Source organism: Pseudomonas syringae group sp. J248-6, from assembly GCF_032586995.1.
Taxonomy (GTDB): Bacteria; Pseudomonadota; Gammaproteobacteria; order Pseudomonadales; family Pseudomonadaceae; genus Aquipseudomonas; species Aquipseudomonas amygdali.
Genome location: NZ_JAWHOP010000001.1, coordinates 137,346 through 161,820, shown reverse-complemented (window position 1 = coordinate 161,820; position 24,475 = coordinate 137,346). Strand labels below are relative to the sequence as shown.

General features: G+C 62.0%; 1 protein-coding gene (running past one end of the window). It reads right to left on the bottom strand.

The features are described from left to right. Positions 1–41: 41 nt before the first annotated feature. A protein-coding gene (gene sypC, locus RYC17_RS00265; RefSeq protein ID WP_316902087.1) for a syringopeptin non-ribosomal peptide synthetase SypC crosses the window boundary here: on the bottom strand, positions 42–24,475 show its 3' portion. The gene runs 16,165 nt beyond the window's last position; the window shows 24,434 of its 40,599 coding nt (coding positions 16,166–40,599); the start codon falls outside the window, past its right edge; it ends in the stop codon at positions 42–44.

The window sequence follows — 24,475 nt, the reverse complement described above, 5'->3', positions numbered from 1 at the left end:
GATTGGCCCGGCGATCAACCGCCGGGCTTGAAGAAACGATGTTATTGACGGGGTAGCCACCAGTTCGCCAGATGCTGTACATGCTGCGCCTTGAGAATGGTGAAATGGTTGCCCGGCCCACGCCAGACAGTGAGATCCGGGGCACACCGGCGCCAGCCGCTGACCATCGCCTGTTGTTCGCGCTGATTGCCCGCCGCATCCAGCACCGGGTCATCGGCCAGCACCAGACGCACCGGCCCGGTGTAGATCTGCGACGGTTGATAACGTGTGCGCAACGCCGTACCGAAAGCCCGTGCAGGCCCACGCATCGCGTCCGGCGACGAACGCTGCGGCAACATCCCTGCCCGCACCATCCCGGCATGCAACAAACGCATCTGGCCGACATCGTCCTGGGCCCGGAAGGCCGTACGATCGATGCCCAACGGCTTGCCCGCAGCCAGCTCCATGGTTTCGATCAAACGTTCCAGTACGCCTATCGCGGTGTAAGGTTTGCCCACCACGCCGTTGCCGCCCGGCGACTCACTGTCGATCAGTGTCAGCGAAGCCACCTCCCTGCCGCTTGCCGTCAGGCGCTGAGCCATTTCAAAGGCCACCCAGCCGCCGAACGAATGACCGAGCAGATGCACCGGCCCCTCGGGGTGAGTGCTGTCGAGTGCTTGCAGATACGCTTCGGCGGCGGTTTCCACCAGGCTGTAAGGCACCGTGCGGCCATCCAGCCCGCGTGGTTGCAGCCCGTGGATCGGCCAGTGCGGCCCCAGAGCATCGGCCAGGCTGATGAAGCCAGTCACACTGTCCCCTGCCCCCGGTACACAGAACACTGGCGCGTGATCGCGACGTCCACCCTGAATCGTCAACAACGGCCGGTGGGCGCTGTCAGCCCCTCGTGGCCGATTGGGCAGATCAGCCAACGCTTGGCTGATCGCCTGACCCAGGCCCTCGATATGCGGCGCCTTCATCATGCTCAAGTGATCGCCAGCGACCTTGATACTGCGCAACTGACTGACCGGCAGGACGCTATCCCAACCCAGGTAACCGCTGTGTTTCTGCGAGTTGGGTTCCCACTCACTGGCAGTGAACAGGTGCAGCGGCACGCTGTTGGGGTAAACCGTGTAATTGGCCTGCGCATGACCGTGAGCCACCTCTCGGTCGAGGTACTGGCAAAGACCCTCGTTCGTGTAGATGTCCAGCTCCGGCGGCAGCGCACCCTGCTCACGGCAGTGCTGCAGGAGCCCGGCGAAATCAAAGGCCTGCCGGTTTGCACGCACTCGCTCCAGGGCTTCCAGAGCCTGCGCGCATTCGCCTCGGGCTTTCCAGAACTGCTCGCAGTGTTCCAGCAGGTGCTGACGGTGGGCGGTCTGCAGGTCCCAACGCTCGCGACCCTGATCCACCAGGCGCGGCATGTAGGTGTCGAGCATGCCGATAAACTCCACCTCCTCGTCCATGCCTTCCAGCTGGATAGCGATTTCGTAGGCCAGAAGCCCTCCGAACGACCAGCCCGCCAGACGATAAGGCCCATGCGGCTGAACACTGCGCATCACATTCAACAAGCGCGTTGCCAGGCATTCCATGGTCAGCAACTGTTCCTGACCGAGCGGGATGCCGCTCAACCCGTAGACCGGAATCTCGCTGTCGATGTGTACCGCCAGCGCCGGGAAATGCGCGTCCTGGCCGGTGAACTCGTGGACCAGGAACAACGGACGCTGGCTACCTGTGGTACGCACCGGCACCAGTTGCTCATGAAGCTTCGGTGCAACCTCTTCGCTGCGGCTGCCCAGCAGACTTGCCAAGGCCGCGACGCTGGCGTGCTGGAACACGTCGGCCAGGGACACCGACAAGCCACTCTGCACCAATTGGCTGACCAGTCGTACCGCCATCAGCGAGTGACCGCCGAGACTGAAGAAGCTGTCATGACGTCCCACCTGCTGCACCTCGAGTACCTCCGTCCAGGCTTTCGCCAGACGAATCTCCAGCTCGCCTGCCGGGGCTTCGAAGGCACTGCTCGCGAACTGATCCGCTGTCGGTGCTGGCAGTGCGTGGACATCCACCTTGCCATTGAGCGTCAGCGGCAAGTCGGGCAGGCAGATGAATACGCTCGGTACCATGTATTCCGGCAAGCCGGCGCTCAGCTGTGCACGCAGGGCCTCCACTTCGGGTGCTTCAGCGCCCGCATGCACGGTGTAGTAAGCCACCAGACGCGTGTCGCCCGGGCTGTCTTCGCGTGCCACCACAACGGAGTTGCGCACGCCATCGCACCCATGCAGGCTGCTTTCGACCTCACCAAGTTCGACGCGGAAGCCGCGGACCTTCACCTGACCATCGTTACGCGCCAGGTATTCGAGGTTACCGTCCGGCAACCAGCGCGCCAGGTCGCCGGTGCGGTAGAGCCGCGCCCCCGCCTGCTGACTGAACGGATCGTCGCTGAAGCGTTCGGCGGTCAGTTCCGGGCGATTCAGGTAGCCAAGCGCGACCCCGACCCCGCCGATGTAGATCTCGCCGACGCTGCCCATCGGCACCGGCTCGCCGCACGCGTCGAGCAGATAGATGCGCACGTTGGCGTTGGGTTTGCCGATCGGCAGGCTCAGGGCTCCCGGCTGCACATCAAACACTTCGTAACGAGTGGCGCACGTGGTGCCCTCGGTCGGGCCGTAGCCGTTGAACAATCGCACTTGAGACGAGTGCTCCCGTACCCGGCGGAACGACGCCGGATCCGCCCGTTCGCCACCGCACTCCAGCATGCGCAAGCCTGCTAGAGCCTCGGGAATCAACCCGGCATACAGGTTGAACAAGGCGGTCGAACTGAACATCACTGTCACTTCGTGGCGTTTGAGCAAGGCGGCAAAGTCTGCTGGCTCAAGCAACACGGAAGGCTCGACAATTACCGACTGGCCACCATTGAGCAAGGCACCCCAGATCTCCGGACTACTGGCGTCGAATGCCGGGTTGGAGGAAAACGCCACGCGGTCATCGGCCCGGAAGCCGTAGTTGTCCCGCACCAGCCGCACAATGCCGTTGTGGGTCACGATCACGCCCTTGGGCATGCCGGTGGAGCCGGAGGTGTAGATGATGCACGCCGGGGTCTGCCCTGCGACTTCATCCGCGAGCGCGACTGGGCCATCGTTAGCCGCTGATAGATCCAGTGTGTCCAGATCCAGTCTTGGCGTCATGTCAGGTGCGTTCAGGTCGCTACGGCTCAGCAACAGGGTTGCTTCGCTGTCCTCGAGCATGAAGCGCACACGCTCTTCGGGGGCCAGGCGATCCAGCGCCAGGTAAGCAGCGCCGCATTTGAGGGTGGCCAGCATACTGGTCAGCAGCTCCACCGAGCGATCCAGCAGGATCGCCACTCGGGTTCCCGCTGCCACGCCGCGTTGGCGCAGTTGCTGAGCCAGGGCGTTGGCGCGGCTGTCGACTTCGGCGTAGGTCAGCGTCTGCTCACCCTGACGGGCCGCAAGCGCCTGAGGTCGAGACGCTGCATGCGCCTCGAAAAGGCGATGCATCAACTGACCCTGAGGGTAAGCTCGGTCGGTTGCATTAAGACTGCTCAACAGATGCTGACGCTCGGCCGCGTCCACCAACGGCACGTGTTCCAGTATGCGTTGCTCATTGGCGACCATGGCTTCCAGCAAGCGCTGGAAATAGCCCAGGTAACGGTCCATGGTGCTTTCGTCGAAAAGCGCCGTGGCGTATTCCAGCGTACCGATCAATTGATCGCCGACCTCGGTCATGTCCAGCACCAGATCGAACTTGGCCGTGTGGTCGTTTACCGCCACGCCTTGCAGGTTCATGTTGCCCAGCGACAGATCGGATGTTTCGTTGTTCTGCCACGACAACATGGCCTGGAAGATCGGGCTGTAGGACAGGCTGCGTTGCGGGCGAACCACCTCGACCACCTGTTCGAACGGCAGGTCCTGATGAGTCTGCGCTGCCAGCGTCTGCCGCTTGACCTGCTGCATCAACGCTTCGACGCTTGGTGTGCCAGAGAGATCGATGCGTATCGCCAGGGTGTTGACGAAGAACCCGATCAGGTCCTCCACTTCGGCACGCAGGCGGTTGGCCACCGGCGTACCGATCACCACATCGTCCTGACCGGCCAGACGCCCCAACAGCGAGGCCCATGCGACCATCACAGTCATGAACAGGGTGCTGCCATGCCGTTGGCTCAGGCCTTTGAGGCCCCGGGTCAGCTCCGCATCGAGCACCAGGCCGCGAATGTTGCCGCTGTAGTCCTGTTGTGCCGGGCGTGGCCGGTCGGTCGGCAAGGTCAGCAAGGCTGGTGCACCGCCCAAGGTCTGCTGCCAGTACTGACGCTGTTGCTGCAGCACATCGCCGCTCAGCCAGTTGCGCTGCCACACGGCATAGTCGGCGTATTGCACCGGCAAGGCGGGCAACGGATCTTCGGCACCGGCACTGAACGCGGCATAGAGCACACTCAGCTCACGGGTCAGGATATCCGCGGACCAGCCGTCGGAGACGATATGGTGCATCGTCACCAGCAACACATGATCGTCGTCGGCCATGCTCACCAGACGTCCCCTTACCAGCGGGCCGTTGAGCAGATCGAAGCCTTCGTTGGCCTCTTCAGCGGTGATGGCGAGCAGTTGCTCTTCAGCATTCGCCTGCCCGGTCAGCACCTGCAGTTGCAGGCTGAAACCGATATCAGCCGGGGCGATGCGCTGCACCGGATCCTGGTCCTGCTCCTGCACAAAGGTCGTCCGCAGCACTTCGTGGCGGGCGATGATACGGTCCAGCGCCCTCTTCAGCGCAGGGTTATCCAGAGTGCCACGCAGACGCAGCCCTGCCGGAATGTGGTAAGCCGCGCTGCCGCCTTCCAGCTGTGCCAGGAACCACAGACGCTGCTGGGAAAACGACAACGGCAAGTTCTGATCGCGAGGCACCGGCACGATCGGCGGCTGAACGCTGCCTTTGGCTTCGGCGAGTATCCGTGCCATGGCGGCGAGTTCAGGTTGGGCGAAGATATCCGCCAGGCCCAGCTCGACGCTCAGTTGCTGGCGCACCTGGGAAATCAGACGCATCGCCAGCAGCGAGTGCCCGCCCAGCTCGAAGAACTGGTCATGACGGCCTACCTGTTCCAGATCGAGCAGGTTTTGCCAGATATGCGCCAGCGCCACCTCGGTGTCACCTTGCGGTTCCACATGTTCGCGGCTGGCAAAGGCATCGGCCTGCGGAGCCGGCAAGGCATTGCGGTCAAGCTTGCGGTTCGGTGTCAGCGGCAAGGCGTCGAGGATCACGAATGCACTCGGCAGCATGTATTCAGCCAGTTGCGGTGCCAGTTCGGTACGCAGGCTGGCGGCCGTAAGGTGCATATCCGGCTGTGCGACTACGTAGGCCACCAGACGTTTATCTCCCGGATTGTCCTCCCGAGCGATCACCACCGCTTCCTTGACCCCGGCGCAATTACCCAGGTGGGCTTCGATTTCGCCCAGTTCTATACGGAAACCACGCACCTTGACCTGGAAGTCGTTACGGCCCAGGTACTCGATACGGCCGTCGGCCATGTAGCGTGCCAGGTCGCCGGTTTTGTACATCCTCGCGTCAGGGCTGTTGCTGAACGGATCCGCGAGGAAACGCTCGGCGTTGACCTCGGCAAGGTTCAGGTAGCCCCGCGCAACGCCATCACCACCGATGAAGATCTCACCAGCCACGCCGTATGGCACTGGCTGCTGATGGGCATCGAGCAGGTAGATACGGGTATTGGCCATCGGTTTGCCGATGGTTGCGTTGCCACTGCCTTCGCTACCGACCACTGCGTCATGGCTGACGTAAGCCGCGGTGCAAGACACTGTCGCTTCGGTCGGGCCATAGGTATTGATCAGGCGAGTGTGCGCCGGGCGCACCTCATCCCAGAGCTTGAGTTTCTGTGCCGACAGTGCGTCACCCGTGACGTTGATCAGGCGCACCTCAGCCAGACGTTGCGCAGCAGCCTGCGGCTGGTTGTGCCATTCGGCCACCAGCGTATGCCAATGCGCAGCAGTCAGGTGCAGGACAGTCGGATGAATGCCGTGAGTTTCAGCCCCTTCGCTGCCGAATATCTCGCGGCTCGGTGCCAGAGTGGCGCCGGCCAGCAAGGCCGGGAAGATTTCCTCCACCGAGAGGTCGAAGTTCAGGGTGTTCTGTTGCAGCACGGTGTCGGTTCGGGACAGGGCAAACAGACGCGCCGCATCGACGCTGTAGTTGACCAGGCCACGGTGTTCGATCATCACCCCCTTCGGATTACCGGTGGAACCGGAGGTGTAGATCACATAGGCCAGGTTGCGCACGCCGAGGGCTTCCACCACCGGGTTGTCGTCACGCTCGGTAAAGGTTGTGCGCTGATCATCGTCGAGCAGCACCAGTGGCAAGGTCAGGGGCGGCAAGCGTTTCTGCAGATCACGCTGGGTCAGCAATGCCGTTGGCTGGCTGTCGTTGATCATGTAGGCCAGGCGCTCGGCCGGATACGCCGGATCCAGCGGTACATAGGCGGCACCGGCTTTGAGCACACCGAGCAGACCGATCATCATTTCCACGCCACGTTCTACGCAGATCGCCACCCGATAGTCCGGGCCGATGCCCATGCCGATCAAGTGATGAGCCAGACGGTTGGCCTGACGGTTCAACTCGGCATAGCTCAGGCGCTGCGCCTCAAAAACCACGGCGATGGCGTCGGGCTGTGTCTGAGCCTTTTCTTCGAACAGCTGGTGGATGGTGCTGTGCTGCGGGTAAGGCACATCGGTAGCATTAAGGTCGACCAGCAAATGCTGGCGTTCCACCGTATCGAGCAACGACACCTGCTCCAGCAACTGGCGGTCGTCGGCGACCATCGCTTCCAGCAAGCGCTGGAAGTAGCCCATGTAGCGCTGCATGGTGCTCTCGTCGAACAACGCCGTGGCGTACTCTAGCGTGCCGATCAATTGATCGCCGACCTCGGTCATGTCCAGCGTCAGGTCGAACTTGGCCGTATGGCCAGCCACCGCGACGCCCTGCAGGCTCATGTCGCCAAGCGCCAGATCGGACGCTTCATTGTTCTGCCAGGACAACATGGCCTGGAAAATCGGACTGTGGGACAGGCTGCGTTGTGGGCGAACCACCTCAACCACCTGTTCGAACGGCAGGTCCTGATTCGCCTGGGCGGCCAGCGTCTGCTGTTTGACCTGCTGCAACAGGCTTTGCACGCTCGGCGTACCCGAGAGGTCGACGCGTACGGCCAGGGTGTTGACGAAGAACCCGATCAGGTCCTCCACTTCGGCGCGCATGCGGTTGGCCACCGGCGTACCGATGACCACGTCGTCCTGACCGGACAAACGTCCCAGCAGCGCAGCCCATGCGGCCATGACCGTCATGAACAGGCTGCTGCCATGCCGCTGGCTCAGCGCCTTGAGGCCACGGGTCAGATCGGCATCGAGCACCAGCCCGAGCAGTTGACCGCTGTAGTCCTGTTGCGCAGGACGTGGCCTGTCGCTTGGCAAGGTCAGCAAGGCTGGCGCACCGCCCAGAGTCTGCTGCCAGTACTGACGCTGTTGTTGCAGCACGTCACCGCTCAGCCAGTTGCGCTGCCACAGCGCGTAGTCGGCGTATTGCACCGGCAACGCTGGCAACGGATCCTCGGCGCCCTCGCTGAACGCTGCATAGAGCACGCCCAGCTCACGGGTCAACACCCCCGCGGACCAGCCGTCGGAGACGATATGGTGCATGGTCACCAGCAACACATGGTCGTCATCGGCCAGGCATACCAGGCGTCCGCGCACCAGCGGGCCATTGAGCAGATCAAAGCCCTGTTCGGCCTCTTCTGCGGCAATGGCGAGCAGTTGTTGTTCCGCATCATCCTGCCCGCTCAGCACTTGCAATTGCAGGCTCAAGCCGACATCGGCCGGGGCGATGCGCTGCAGCGGATCCTGATCCTGTTCCTGCACAAAGGTCGTACGCAACGCCTCGTGACGCGCGACGATACGGTCCAGCGCCCGTTTCAGGGCGACTTTATCGAGGCTGCCGCGCAGACGCAGACCGGCTGGAATGTGATAAGCCGCGCTGCCGCCGTCCAGCTGCGCCAGGAACCACAGGCGTTGCTGGGCAAACGACAGCGGCAAGGACTGGTCGCGGGACACCGGCACGATGGGCTGCTGGCTGCTGCCGGCCGCGTGCGCCACTACCTGAGCCAGCGGCGCGAGTTCCGGCTGGGCGAAGATGTCCGCCAGGCTCAGCTCGACGCCCATGCGCTGACGCACCTGGGAAATCAGACGCATCGCCAGCAGCGAGTGCCCGCCCAGTTCGAAGAAGTGGTCATGGCGCCCTACTGCTTCCAGGTTGAGCAGGTTCTGCCAGATCTGCGCCAAGGCTTTTTCGCTGGTGCCTTGCGGTGCGACATGTTCGCGACTGGCAAAGGCGTTGTCCGCCGGCGCCGGCAAGGCTTTGCGATCGAGTTTGCGATTCGGTGTCAGCGGCAGTGCATCAAGCAGCACGAAAGCACTCGGCAGCATGTACTCGGCCAGTTGCGGTGCCAGTTCGGCGCGCAGGCTGGCGGCGTCCAGGTTCACTTGTGGCTGGGCGATCACGTAGGCCACGAGACGTTTTTCACCGGGATTGTCTTCCCGAGCGATCACTACCGCTTCCTTGACCCCTTTGCAATTACCGAGACGGGCTTCGATTTCGCCCAGCTCGATACGGAAACCGCGCACTTTGACCTGGAAGTCGTTACGACCCAGGTACTCGATACGACCGTCAGCCATGTAGCGTGCCAGGTCGCCGGTCTTGTACATCCTGGCATCAGGGCTATTGCTGAACGGATCCGCGAGGAAGCGTTCGGCGTTGACCTCTTCAAGGTTCAGGTAACCGCGTGCCACGCCGTCGCCACCGATGAAAATCTCACCGGCCACGCCGTATGGCACGGGCTGCTGATTGGCATCGAGCAGGTAAATGCGGGTGTTGGCCATCGGCTTGCCGATGGTCGCGTTACCGCTGCCTTCGCTGCCAGCCGCTGCGTCGTGACTGACGTAAGCCGCAGTGCAGGACACTGTCGCTTCGGTCGGGCCATAGGTGTTGATCAGGCGGGTATGCGCCGGGCGCACCTCATCCCAGAGCTTGAGTTTCTGCGCCGACAATGCGTCACCTGTGACGTTGATCAGGCGCACCTCGGCAAGGCGTTGTTCAGCAGCCTGAGGCTGGTTGTGCCATTCGGCCACCAGCGTGTGCCAATGCGCGGCGGTCAAGTGCAGAACGGTCGGGTAGATGCCGTGATTTTCAATGCCCTCACTGCCGAAGATCTCGCGGCTCGGCGCCAGGGTGGCACCGGCCAACAGTGCCGGGAAGATCTCCTCCACCGACAGGTCGAAGTTAAGGGTGTTTTGTTGCAGCACAGTGTCGGTTGGGGACAGGCCAAACAAGCGTGCAGCATCGACGCTGTAGTTGACCAGGCCACGGTGTTCGATCATTACCCCTTTCGGATTGCCGGTGGAGCCCGAGGTGTAGATCACATAGGCCAGGTTACGCACGCCGAGAGTCGCTACGACCGGGTTGTCATCGCACTCGATGAAGCCCTGGCAATGCTCGTCGTCGAGCAATACCAGCGGCATGGACAGTGCGGGCAAACGCTCCTGCAAGCCGCGCTGGGTGAGCAACGCCGCCGGCTGGCTGTCGTTGATCATGTACGCCAGGCGCTCGGCCGGGTAAGCCGGGTCCAGGGGTACATAGGCGGCACCGGCTTTGAGCACACCGAGCAGGCCGACGATCATTTTTACTCCACGTTCGACGCAGATCGCCACACGATCATCCGGACCGATGCCCAGGCTGATCAGGTGATGAGCCAGACGGTTGGCCTGACGGTTCAATTCGGCATAGCTCAAGCGCTGCGCCTGGAAAGCCACGGCGATGGCGTCGGGCTGCGCCTTGACCTTTTCTTCGAACAGCTGATGAATCGTGCAGTCTTGCGGGTACGGCACGTCGGTAGCGTTAAGGTCGACCAGCAGACGCTTGCGCTCCACCGTATCGAGCAGTGGCACATGCTCCAGTACCTGACTGTCATCGGCGACCATGGCGTGTAGCAAACGCTGCAGGTAGCCCAGATAACGGGCGATGGTGCTCTCATCGAACAACGCGGTGGCGTACTCAAGTGAACCGAACAGCAGACCCTGGGCTTCGCCGATGTCCAGCGAGAGATCAAACTTGGACAGCGTATGTTCCGCGCTCAGGTTTTCCAGTTGCAGATCGCCGAGGGCGAAATCCCCGCCGCCCATGTCCTGCCAGCTGAGCATGGCCTGGAACACCGGGCTGTGCGACAGGCTGCGCACCGGCTTGATCACTTCCACCACTTGCTCGAACGGCAGGTCCTGATGGTCCTGGGCGCCTAGCGTGCTGGTCTTGACCTGCGCCAGCAGAGTCTTTGCCGTGGGCTTGTCACTGAGGTCGACGCGGATGGCCAGGGTATTGACGAACAGGCCTACCAACCCTTCGGTCTCACTGCGTGTGCGGTTGGCCACTGGCGTGCCGATGACCACGTCGTCCTGACCGGACAGACGCCCCAGCAGCGCAGCCCAGGCGGCCATGACGGTCATGAACAGTGTGCTGCCGTGACGTTGGCTCAATGCCTTCAGGCCGCGAGTCAGGTCTTCGTCGAAAACGATGGGCAGCACTGCGCCGGTATAGTCCTGCTGCGCCGGACGTACCCGGTCGGTGGGCAACATCAGCAGCGCCGGAGCGTCTGCCAGGTTTTGCTGCCAGTAGTCGCTTTGTTGCTGCAGCAGATCGCCGCTCAACCAGCGACGCTGCCACACCGCGTAGTCCAGGTATTGCAGCGCCAGTGGCGCCAATGGGTCGTCCTGGCCCTGAATGAATGCTGCATAAAGCGCGGCCAGTTCACGGGTCAGCACGCCAATCGACCAACCATCGGAAACGATGTGGTGCATGGTCAGCAGCAGGACGTGATGGTCCTCGGCCATACGAATCAGGCGGCCCCGGATCAATGGGCCCTGTTCCAGATCGAAGCCTTGCAGCGACTCTTCGCTGGCCAGTGCCTGAAGCTTCTCTTTGGCATCCACCAGCCCTTGCAGATCGTGCAGTTGCAGGTTGAAGCCGGCATCCGCCGGGCTGATCCGTTGTAATGGCTGTTCGTCATCGCCCTGAATGAAGGTAGTGCGCAAGCCCTCATGGCGCGCCACGATACGCTCCAGCGCTCGTTGCATCGCCGCGCGATCCAGCTCGCCACGCAGGCTCAGGCCGACAGGCATGTGGTAGGCCGCGCTGGCACCTTCCATCTGGGCGAGGAACCACAGGCGTTGCTGGCCGAACGACAATGGCCAGGCCTGATCGCGTGCCACCGGCACGATATCCGGCAGGATGCTGCGTCCGGCTTGGGCGATGGCCTGCGCCAGCGCGCTCAGTTCCGGGTGGGCAAACAGCGCGGCCAGGCTCAGTTCGACGCCCAGTTGTTGACGAATCTGCGAAATCAGGCGCATCGCCAGCAAGGAGTGACCGCCCAGCTCGAAGAACTGGTCGTGACGGCTGACGCGTTCAACCTGGAGCAGGTCGCTCCAGATTTGCGCCAGCAGGGTTTCGGTTTCGCCTTGGGGGGCTTCGTAACCACGGCGGATCAGTGCATCGGCTTCCGGTGCTGGCAGTGCCTTGCGGTCCAGCTTGCCGTTAGGCGTCAGCGGCAGTGCGTCGAGCAGCACATAGGCTACCGGGATCATATGGGCCGGCAATTGCTCCTGCAGCCAGCCGCGCAGGCTGTCGATGTCCACCGACGCGTGCCCTGCGCTCAGGGTGTAATAAGCCACCAGACGCTTGTCACCCGGAACATCTTCGCGGGCGTTGACCACCGCTTCGTGTACGGCTGGGTGTTTGGCCAGGCGTGCATCGATCTCGCCGAGCTCGATACGGAAGCCGCGGATTTTCACCTGATCATCGTTACGACCCAGGTATTCGATATTGCCGTCTGGCAGGTAGCGACCCAGGTCGCCGGTACGGTACATGCGTGCCGCTGGCTGTTCGCTGAACGGGTCCTTGAGGAAGCGTTCTGCGGTCAGGTCTTCGCGGTTCAGATAACCCCGGGCTACACCGGCACCACCGATGTAGATTTCACCTGCAATACCCAACGGAACAGGCTGCTGTTGCTCGTCCAGCAGGTAAAACCGGGTATTGCCAACCGGTTTGCCGATGTGAGCTGCGAAGCCATCTTCACGATCCATCGCTACCCAGCTTGAGTAGGTGGTCGTTTCGGACGGGCCATAAAGGTTGCACAGACGCTGCACACCAGTCTTCTCGAACAGCGATTCGACCAGGCTGCGCTTGAGCGCTTCACCTGCGACGTTGACCGTATGGACCGATTTCGGCAGTCCATCGACTTCCAGCAAGGCCTTGAGCGCCGACGGTACGGTGTTGATCAGGCCGATATCGTGGTCGCCGTGTTGCACTTCCAGAACATCTTTCACCACATTGATGCTGCCACCCGACGTCAGCGGCGCGAAGCACTCGTAAACTGCGAGGTCGAAGTTGAGCGAGGTGGAGAACAGTGTTTTTTCCAGCGCAGAGCCGTCGAAAGCCGTGTGCGCCCAGCTCAGGAAGTTAACGGTGTTGCGGTGTTCGATCATCACGCCTTTCGGCAGGCCGGTGGAACCCGAGGTGTAGATCAGGTAGGCCAAATGCGCCGAAGTCAGCCCCGGCACCTGCGGATTCTGGACGGATTGGTCCTGCCAATCGTTCAGATCAAGATTTATGACAGGCGCTGAAACGTCGGCCAGCAAGCCCTGAGTAGCGTTTTGCGCCAGTACTGCGGTCGGAGCGCTGTCCTGCAACATGTAGGCAATTCGTTCTACCGGATACGCCGGGTCGAGCGGCACGTAACCGCCGCCCGCCTTGAGGATCGCCAGCAACCCTACAACCATCTCCACGCCGCGCTCTACACAGATGCCGACGCGAGAATCCGGCTGCACGCCCTGCTTGCGCAAGGAATGGGCCAGGCGGTTGGCTTGCTCGTTAAGCTCGCGATAGGTCAGGCGTTGTTCGCCATGGACCACTGCAACCGCTTCCGGCGTGCGCTCGACCTGCGCTTCGAACATCCCGTGAATGGTCTGCTGCTGCGGGTAATCCAGCGCTGTGTCGTTGAAATCCACCAGCAACTGATCACGCTCGACAGCCGACAGAACCGGCAAGCCTGCCAGCGGCACCTCGCCGGACTGCTCCAGTGCGCTGACCACATTCTCCAGAGTGGTCTGCACATAAGCGCAGACGCGTTGCGCGTCGATGCTGGCACTGGCCTGGATCGTTAAACTGAAGCCCGTTCCCTCATCGTTTACTGAAAGGGTCAGCGGATAGTTGGTGCGCTCTTCGCCGCGCAGGCTTTCGATGCCTTGCCAGGCGTCCAGTGTCTGTTGGTTGACCTCAGCGGCGATATGTCGGTAGTTGAGCAAGGCGCTGAACAGCGGCGTCGAAGCGGACACGCCACTGCAACGCTGTGCCAGTACCAGCGATGCGTGTTCATGGGCAAGCAGCCCACTGAGCCTGGCGTGGGTAGCCTTCAGACCGCTGCGCACGTCCTGCTCGCCCAGCGTGACACGCAACGGCAAGGTGTTGATGAACATCCCCAGCGCCCGGTCAGACCCGGCACCACCTTGCAGGCGGCCGAGCAATACGGTGCCGAACACCACATCCTTTTTGCCTGACAAAGCGCCCAGAACACGAGCCCATGCCAGGTGATACAGGCTGGCGGAGCTGACCCCGAACTGACGGGCTTGCACGCGCAGGCGGCGGCTCAGGTCCATGTCGACCTGTAGGCGCGCTTCCTCGATACCGCGCCCGTCGCCCTGCACGTTCTGCAGGCCGAACGGCAGCGTCGGTTCATCGATATCACCGAGCATGTCGCGGAAAAACGCTTCGTGCTCCTCGCGGCTCACGCCGAGCATGGCCTGCGCCACGTAATTGCGGTAAGGCACGGACGGTGGCAGCGAGGCTTGCTGCCCGAGCATGTACGACTCGATTTCGCTGGTGAGAATGCGCAGCGACGTGGCGTCGTCCACCAGGTGATGGAACAGCAGCATGCCCAGCCAGCGGTCGTTCTCTGCGTCATGTGCATAACCAATGCGTAACATCGGCGCCTGACGAATGTCCAGGCGGGTGTGACGAGGGTCCAGACGTTCGAGCAGTTGTTCGGCGATATCGCCATCGGCAGGGTCCAGTATCAGCTCATCCAGGCCCAAGGGCGCTTCACGCCAGACCACCTGCACCGGAGAGTCGAGACGCTCCCAAAGCACGGCGGTGCGCAGGATATCGTGCCGCGCGATCACGCCTTGCAGTGCCTGGGCGAAACCGTGCAGACGCTCGAGGCTATCAAAGGCAAACAACGCGTATTGCAGGTACGGGTCTCCCTCGGTCGCGGCAAGGTGGTGATACAAAATACCTTCCTGCAGCGGTGCCAGAGCATAGATGTCCTGCACGTTGGCCAGGCCGCCGGGTACGCTTGCCACCACACGGTCGATATCATTCTGACTCAGGACTGTCAGAGGCAGCATGTCCGGGGTGATGCGCTCGCAGTTGGCGGGAATGAGGTTGGCGGGTACTTCCAGTGCCCCCTTGCCGCCTACCGCTGCTGCCAGGGCAGACAAGGTCGGCTGACTGAACAGCACGCGCACGTCGGCAACCAGATCGATCTGGCGCATGCGCTCGATCAGTTTGACGGCCAGCAGTGAGTGGCCGCCCAGCTCGAAGAAGTTGTCATGACGACCAACCTGCTCCAGTTGCAGCAGGTCTTGCCAGATACGCGCAATGGCCATCTCGGTGTCGTTTTCAGGTGCTGCGTAGCCACGACTGACCACCGCCGAGCGGTCGGGCACCGGCAAAGCCTTGCGGTCGAGCTTGCCGTTGGCCGTCAGTGGCAACTCATCGAGTTGCACGTAGGCTGCGGGCACCATGTGCTCCGGCAATGCACCGTGCAGATGCTCGCGTAGGCTTTCGATGTCCAGCAGGCTTTCCGGCTGCTGCGTCGTGACATAGGCCACCAGGCGCTTGTCGCCGGGCACATCCTCACGGCACAGCACCACGGCATCGCGGACGTCCGGATATTCAGCCAGACGCGCTTCGACCTCGCCCAGTTCGATACGGAAACCACGAATCTTGACCTGTTCGTCGTTGCGGCCCAGGTATTCCAGGCTGCCATCGGCCAGCCAGCGTCCCAGGTCGCCGGTACGGTACAGGCGCGCACCCGGTGCATTGCTGAACGGGTTATCGAGGAAACGCTCTGCCGTCAGTGCTTCACGGTTCAGGTAGCCACGAGCAACACCGGCACCGCCCACGTACAACTCGCCGATCACGCCTGTCGGCACGGGTTCGCCATGGGCGTCGAGCAGATAAAGGCGCAGGTCCGGGATGCGCTTGCCGATCGGGCTGGCACCGACGCGCTGGGCGTCTTCGGGCTGCAACGGGTAATAGGTCACATGCACTGTGGTTTCAGTGATGCCGTACATGTTCACCAGTTGTGTGCCAGCGTTCGCGCTGCGGGCGTACCACGGCTTGAGCATCGCCGTTTCCAGTGCTTCACCGCCGAAAATCACCTGGCGCAGCGAATGTGCCTGAGTGTTTTCAGCCTGGGCAGCAATCAGCTGGCGGAACGCACTTGGCGTCTGGTTAAGCACCGTCACCCCGGCACTGCACAGCAGGTTGTAGAAGTCTTCCGGCGAGCGGCTGACCAGTTGCGGCACGATCAACAAACGTCCGCCGTGCAGCAGTGCGCCCCAGATTTCCCAGACCGAGAAGTCGAAGGCGAACGAGTGGAACAATGCCCAGACATCCTGTTCATTGAAACCGAACCAGTCTTCGGTGGCCGAGAACAGTCGTGCAACGTTGCGATGCTCGACCATCACGCCCTTGGGCAGACCGGTGGAGCCGGAGGTATAGATGACGTAGGCAAGGTCAGCGGGCTTGACCGGTACTTGCGGATTACAGACGGATTCGTCCTGCAGGTCGGCATCGTCGAGATAGATCAGCGGCACTTCGCAGGCAGGCAACGTCTGCTGCACCGACTGCTGGCTCAACAACGCGACCGGCGCACTGTCGCCGAGGGTGTAGACCAGGCGCTCCAGCGGATAAGCCGGATCCAGTGGCACGTAACCGGCGCCGGATTTGAGAATACCCAGCAAGCCAATGATCATCGCCGGGCCGCGTTCGACGCAGATCGCTACTCGATCATCCGGGCGAACGCCGAGGGCCAGCAGGCGATGTGCAACCTGGTTGGCACGGGCGTTGAGTTCGCCGTAGCTCAGGGTCTGCTCTTCGAACACCAGCGCCACGGCATTCGGCCGCTCTGCTGCGCGGGCTTCAAATTGCAGATGAATCGGTGTCTCGCTCGTACAGGTATTGCCAGGTTCGTTCCACTGTTCGAGCAACTGCTGCCGCTCGCTGTCCGGCAGGATCGAAATAGCGTGCAACGGTGTCTGCGGCGCTTGCTCCAGCGCGTTGACCAGATTGCTCAATGTTTGCAGCATGTAGGCGCAAATCCGGGCGCCGTCGATCAGCGGTATGGTCTGTACGGTCAACAGGAAGTCTTCGCCGCGGTCATCGACGTTGAGGGTCAGCGGATAGTTGGTGCGTTCTTCATCGCCCAGTGCTATTGCCTGCATGCCGTTCCAGGCCGTCAGCGTTTCATCGGTCACGGCAACGCTGGTGTGGCGATAGTTGAGCAGCGCGCTGAACAACGGCGCCGGTGCGACCACGCCACTGCAACGTTGGGCCAGCGCCAGAGACGCGTGTTCATGCCCGAGTAATGCGGTCAAGCGCCGGTGCGTGGCCTTGACCCCGTCACGCACGCCCTGGTCGCCCAGGCCCACACGTAGCGGCAAGGTGTTGATAAACACGCCCAGCGCTCGGTCCGAGCCTTCGCCACCTTGCATCCGGCCCAGCAGCACGGTGCCGAACACTACGTCGTCACGCCCCGAGGCCTTACTCAACAGTTGCGCCCAGGCCAAGTGGACCAGGCTCGCGGCACTTACTCCCAGTTGACGGGCCTGGGCCCGCAAACGACGGCTGAGCTCCAGATCCACCGGCAGAAAGCCTTCTTCGATGTCATGACCGTCACCTTGCACCTCCTGCAAACCAAACGGCAGCGTCGCCTCGTCAACATCGCTCAACATGTCGCGGAAGAACACCTCATGTTCCTCCTGACTCATGCCCAGGCGGACCTGAGCAATATAATTGCGATATGGTGCCGCCAGGCCCAGTTGAGCCCCCTGCCCCAGCAGGTAGGCCTGCATCTCATGGCGCACTACTTCCAGCGTTGTATGGTCCATGACCAGGTGATGGAACTGTAACCAGCCCAGCCAGCGCTGGTTTGACTCATCCCAGGCATGTACAAGACGCATCATCGGCGCCCGACGAATGTCCAGGCGGTGGCGGCGGGAGTCGAAACGCTGGTGCAACTGTGTCGCGACATCGCCGCCTTGCGGATCTGGGTCGAAGCTTTCGCGCATCAGCAACGCCTGACGCCAGACCACTTGCATCGGTTCGTCCAGCCCCTCCCAGACCAGTGCAGTGCGCAGAATGTCATGGCGCTGGATCACGAACTGCAAGGCGCGGGCAAAGTCGTCGACATGCTTCTGGCTGTCGAAGGCGAACAGCGACTGCAGCAAATACGGATCTCCGCGCTCAGCGCTGAGGTGGTGATAGAGGATGCCTTCCTGCAACGGTGCTAATGGGTAGATGTCCTGCACATTTGTCACGCCGCCCGGCACGCTGTCGACCACCTTATCGATCTGCGCCTGGGTCAGGTCGGCCAGTGGCAGCAATTCAGGCGTAATGCGTTGGCAATCCTCGGTAATCAGATTGGCTGGCACCACGATGTCCGTGTTACCGCCGACTGCGGCCGCCAAGTCAGATAACGTCGGCTGGCCGAACAGCACGCGCACGTCAGCGCTCAAACCCAACTGGCGCATACGGCCGATAAGGCTCACCGCCAGCAGCGAATGACCGCCCAGCTCGAAGAAGTTGTCGTGACGGCCGACCTGCGCGACGCCCAGCAGGTCTTGCCAGATGGCTGCGATCTGCGCTTCGGTTTCACCTTGTGGGGCTTCATAACCACGGCTGATCAGTGCATCGGCTTCAGGTGCTGGCAGGGCCTTGCGGTCCAGCTTGCCGTTCGGGGTGAGTGGCAGTGCATCGAGACGCACGTAGGCCACCGGGATCATGTAGGCCGGCAATTGCTCCTGCAGCCAGCCGCGCAGGCTGTCGATGTCGACCGAAGCCTGCCCTGCGCTCAGGGTGTAGTAAGCCACCAGACGCTTGTCACCCGGAATATCTTCACGGGCATTCACTACCGCTTCGTGGACGGCCGGGTGTTTGGCCAGGCGTGCATCGATCTCGCCCAGCTCGATACGGAAGCCACGGATTTTCACCTGATCGTCGTTACGGCCGAGGTATTCGATATTGCCGTCTGGCAGGTAACGACCCAAGTCGCCGGTACGGTACATGCGTGCCGCTGGGTTTTGGCTGAACGGGTCATTGAGGAAGCGTTCGGCGGTCAGATCATCGCGGTTCAGGTAGCCACGGGCCACACCGGCACCGCCGATGTAGATTTCACCGGCAACACCCAGTGGCACAGGCTGCTGTTGCTCGTCCAGCAGGTAAAACTGTGTATTGCCGACTGGCTTGCCGATGTGCGCTGCGAAGCCGTCTTCACGGTCCATCGCCACCCAGCTTGAGTAGGTAGTAGTTTCCGAAGGGCCGTAGAGGTTGCACAAACGCTGCACGCCGGTTTTTTCGAACAGGTTTTCTACCAGAGCGCGTTTCAGCGCTTCACCGGCGACGTTTACCGTATGGACCGATTTCGGCAAGCCATCGACCTCCAGCAAGGCCTTGAGCGCCGACGGTACGGTGTTGATCAGGCCGATATTGTGCTCGCCGTGTTGCAGTTCCAGCACGTTTTTGACCACTTCGATGCTGCCGCCCGAGGTCAGCGGCGCAAAGCACTCATAGACTGCGAGGTCGAAGTTCAATGATGTGGAGAACAGCGTTTTTTCCAGTGACGCCCCGTCAAAAGCCGTGTGCGCCCAACTGAGGAAGTTCACAGTATTGCGGTGTTCGATCATCACGCCTTTCGGCAGACCGGTCGAGCCCGAGGTGTAGATCAGGTAGGCCAGATGCGCTGAAGTCAGCCCCTGTACCTGCGGATTCTGGACGGATTGGTCCTGCCAATCGCTCAGATCAAGATTGATCACAGGTACTGAAACGTCGGCCAGCAAGCCCTGAGTCGCGGTTTGCGCCAGCACTGCTGCCGGAGCACTGTCCTGCAACATGTAGGCAATTCGTTCTACCGGATACGCCGGGTCGAGCGGCACATAACCGCCGCCCGCCTTGAGAATCGCCAGCAAGCCGACGACCATCTCCACACCGCGTTCCACACAGATCCCGACCCGCGAATCCGGCTGCACGCCCTGCTTGCGCAAGGCATGGGCCAGGCGGTTGGCCTGTTCGTTAAGCTCGCTATACGTCAGGCGCTGTTCGGCGTGGACCACTGCCACCGCTTCCGGCGTGCGCTCGACCTGTGCTTCAAACAGCCCGTGAATGGTCTGCTGCTGTGGGTAATCCAGCGCGGTGTCGTTGAAATCCACCAGCAACTGATCACGCTCGACAGCTGGCAGAATCGACAAACCTTGCAATGGCGTTTCTGGCGTCTGCTCCAATGCTGTCAACAGGTTTTCCAGCGCCGTGTGCATGTAGCCGCACACACGTTGCGCACCGATTGACGAAGCCACCAACGCCGTCAGGCTGAACCCATCGGCCAGATCATCGACGTTCAACGTCAATGGGTAGTTGGTGCGTTCTTCGCCGCTGAGGACCGCAATGCCCTGCCATGCCTGCATGGCCTGGTCGGACACACTGCCGACCCCGCTGTGGCGATAGTTGAGCAGCGCGCTGAACAGCGGCGCGGGCGCGGCAACACCGCTGCAACGCTGGGCCAACGCCAGCGAGGCATGTTCGTGACCGAGCAAGGCAGTCAAGCGCTTATGAGTGGCCTTGACACCGTCGCGTACGCCCTGCTCGCCTACCGAAACTCGCAGCGGCAAGGTGTTGATGAACATCCCCAAGGCTCGCTCGGTACCTTCGCCACCCTGCATCCGGCCCATCAGGACGGTACCGAAGACCACATCCTGCTTGTTTGATACCTTGCCCAACACCTGAGCCCAGGCCAGGTGCACCAGACTTGCGGCACTCACCCCTTGTTGGCGAGCTTGAGCACGCAGGCGCAGGTTGAGTTGAGGATCCAGCGCCAGGCTGGCTTCCTCGATGTCACGACCTTCACCCTGCACGTCCAGCAGGCCGAACGGCAGCGTCGGCTCGTCGATATCGCCGAGCATGTCGCGGAAAAACGCTTCGTGATCGGCCTGGCTGACACCCAGGCGTGCCTGGGCCACATAGTTGCGATACGGCACAGGCACCGACGCTGCCAGGCTGTCTGCCTCGCCCGCCAGCCAGGCCTGCATTTCATGCTTCACCACTTCCAGAGCTACGTGGTCCAGCGCCATGTGGTGGAACAGCAGCATCGCGAAGATGCGCTGGTTGAGCGGGTCTTCGGCATAGGCCACGCGCATCAGCGGCGCCTGGCCGATGTCCAGACGGTAATGGCGCGGGTCAAAGCGGCTGTGCAGTTGTGCACCGATATCGCCGTCTGCCGGATCAAGCTCAAGTGCGTCAAGGTGCAACCGGGCCTGACGCCAGACCACTTGCACAGGTGAGTCCAGACCATCCCAGACCACGCTAGTGCGCAGAATGTCGTGGCGGTCGATGACCGCCTGCAAAGCCTGAGCGAAGGCATTCAGACGCTCGCCGTCAGCAAAGGCGAACTGCGTCTGTAACACATAGGGATCGCCGATTTCGGCGGCCAGATGGTGATAAAGAATACCTGCCTGCAACGGCGCCAGCGGGTAGATGTCCTGCACATTGGCCACGCCGCCCGGCACGGTTGCCACGACTTGATCGATCTGCGACTGAGTCAGGTCCGCCAGTGGCAGCAGCTCAGGCGTAATGCGTTGGCAATCCTCGGTGATCAGGTTGGCTGGCACCACAATCTCGGTGCCACCGCCCACAGCTGCGGCCAGTGCTGCCAGCGTCGGCTGGCTGAACAGCACGCGTACATCGGCTCGAAGGCCCAACTGACGCATACGCCCGATCAGACTCACCGCCAGCAGCGAATGACCGCCGAGTTCGAAGAAGTGGTCGTGACGCCCGACCTGTGCGACGCCCAGCAGGTCTTGCCAGATAACCGCGATCTGCTCCTCGATTTCGCCTTGCGGCGCTTCGTAGCCACGGCTGATCAGCGCATCACCGTCCGGTGTGGGTAGCGCCTTGCGATCCAGCTTGCCGTTCGGCGTCAGTGGCATGGTATCGAGCAGTACGTAAATGGCCGGAACCATGTATTCAGGCAACTGCTGCTGCAGGTGACCGCGCAGGGTTTCGATATCGACAGCAGTGTGCCCCGCAGACTGCGTGTAGTACGCCACCAGACGTTTGTCACCGGGTATGTCTTCGCGAGCGGTGATCACCGCTTCATGGACCGCCGGGTGTTTGGCCAGAGCGGCTTCTATTTCGCCGATTTCGATACGCAAGCCGCGGATCTTCACCTGGAAGTCATTACGGCCCAGGTATTCCAGCGCGCCATTGGCCAGCCAGCGACCCACGTCGCCGGTTTTGTACAGGCGTGCCTGCGGGTCCTTGGAAAACGGGTCGGCGATGAAACGCTCTGCACTCAGCTGCGGCTGGTTCAGGTAACCCCGTGCCACGCCGATGCCGCCAATGTGCAGCTCACCGGCCACGCCCAGCGGTTGCAGCTTGCCCAGGGCATCCAGTACATGCATCTGAATGTTGGCAATCGGACGGCCGATGGGCACGCTGTCGCCCGGATCTGTCGGACGGCATTCCCAGGCAGTAACGTCGATGGCCGCTTCGGTCGGGCCATACAGGTTATGCAGTTCAACGCCCTTGAGCTGTTGCTCAAAGCGGCGCTGCAACGCACGAGGCAAGGCCTCGCCGCTGCACAGCACGCGGCGCAGTTGCGGGAAGTCGCGGGTTGAGCGGTGCTCCAGAAATACATCGAGCATTGAAGGCACAAAGTGCAGCAGGGTAATGCCCGCGTCACTCATGACCTGCGCCAGATAGTCGGGGTCCTGATGGCCACCGGGACGCGCCATGACCAGTTCGGCACCGGCCAGCAGCGGCAGGAAAAACTCCCAGACCGACACGTCGAAGCCGAACGGGGTCTTTTGCAGTACCCGATCGTTGCTGTCCACGTGATAGGCGTCGCGCGCCCAGAGCAGGCGGTTGACCACGCCCAGGTGCTCGTTCATCACGCCTTTGGGCGTACCGGTGGAACCGGAAGTGTACAGCACGTAGGCCAGATGATTCGGTTGCAGGCCCAGGGCCTTGGCATCCGTGTTGCCGCTCGGCTGCTTAGCCAGTTGCGCGAGGTCATCGCGGTTATCGAGCGCCAGCACCGGAACGCTTAGGGCTGGCAGATCTGCAAGCAGATCGTTGCTGGTCAGCACCGCACGAGGGGCGCTGTCGCTGAGCATATAGGCCTGGCGAGCACTCGGCAGGTCCGGATCGATCGGCACATAGGCGCCACCGGCCTTGAGAATACCCAAGAGCGCCACGACCATTTCCGGTCCTCGACGCAGGCTGACCGCAACCCGCGTATCCGGTTCCACGCCCAGTTCGATCAGGCGATGGGCGAGCTGGTTGGCCTGTTGGTTGAGTTCGGCGTAAGTGAGCAGCGGTCCGCTGTCACCGCGCACGGCGCAGGCATCCGGACGCTGGTTGACCTGTTGCTCGATCAGTTGGTGAATCAGCACATCGCGAGGATAAGGATGGGCAGTGTCATTGAAGCCCGCCAGCAACAGCTCGCGCTCATCGTCCGGCAGCAGCGGCAGGCTGTTCAGCGCAGCTTGCGGGGTGTGTTCCAGTGCTTCCACCAGGCTGCGCAGTGCAACCTGCATGTACTCGCCGATGCGCTGGGCATTGATTTGCTGGACGGCCTGAATAGTGAGCATGAAGTCATCGCCCAGGTCATCGACGTTCAGGCACAACGGATAATTGGTGCGTTCCTCCATGCTCAGGGTCTGAATACCCTGCCAGGCTGACAATGTGTCGGCCGAGGCCGCACCGTTGTTGCTGTGGCGGTAGTTGAGCAAGGTGCTGAACAGCGGCAGCGAACTCGGCACGCCGCTGCAGCGCTGGGCCAGCGACAGCGAAGCATGCTCATGCCCCAGCAGTGCCGAGAGGCGTTGGTGAGTGACCTTGACCGCCGCCAGAGCGCTCTGGCTGCCGACGCTGATGCGCAACGGCAAGGTGTTGATGAACATGCCCAGAGCCCGGTCGGCACCGTTGCCGCCCTGCATCCTGCCCATCAGTACGGTGCCGAACACGACTTCTTCGCGCCCCGAGACCCGACCTGCCACCTGAGCCCATGCCAGGTGGGCCAGGCTTGCAGCGCTGACCCCCAACTGCCGCGCAATGCTGCGTATACGGCTGCTCAGCTGGCTGTCGAGTAACTGATTCACTTCCTCGATGCCACTGCCATCGCCCTGCACGTCCTGTATGCCGTAAGCCAGTGTTGGTTCGTCGATGTCGCCGAGCATGTCGCGGAAAAACTCTTCGTGTTCAGCCTGGCTGATACCCAGACGCGCCTGTGCCACATGGTTGCGATAAGGCACCGGGGCCGGCAATTGCTCGATCTGACCCTGCAGGCTGGCCTGCATTTCCTCCACTACCACTTCCAGCGAAGTGTGATCCAGCGCCAGATGGTGGAACAGCAACATGCCGACCAGACGCTGGTGGGTGGTGTCCTCGGCATAGGCGATGCGCATCAGCGGCGCCTGGCCGATGTCCAGGCGATAGTGTCGTGGGTCAAAACGCTCGCGCAGTCGTGTCAGCACGTCACCGTCGAGGGGATCGATGGCCACCTCTTCCAGACTCAGTTTCGCGTTGCGCCAAACCACCTGTACCGGCTGCTCAAGCCCTTCCCAGACTACGCTGGTACGCAGGATGTCGTGACGTTCGACCACACTCTGCAAGGCCGCGGCGAAACCGGCCAGGCACTCGCGATCATCGAACGTGAAGAGCATCTGCAAGATGTAGGGGTCACCTTCATCCGCGGCCAGATGGTGATAGAGAATGCCTTCCTGCAAGGGGGCCAGGGCATAGATGTCCTGAATGTTGGCCAGGCCGCCCGGCACGCTGGCGACGACCCGATCAATCCCTGCCTGATCGAGGTCAGCCAGCGGCAGCATGTCCGGGGTAATACGCTCGCAGTCCGGCACGATCAGGTTATCCGGCACTTGCACGTCGGTGTGCCCGCCCACCGCTGCGGCGAGTGCGGCAAGGGTTGGCTGGCTGAACAGCACGCGCACGTCAGCCGACAGGTCGATCTGGCGCATGCGCTCGATCAGTTTGACGGCCAGCAGCGAATGCCCGCCCAGCTCGAAGAAATGATCGTGGCGGCCAACCTGCGGCACTT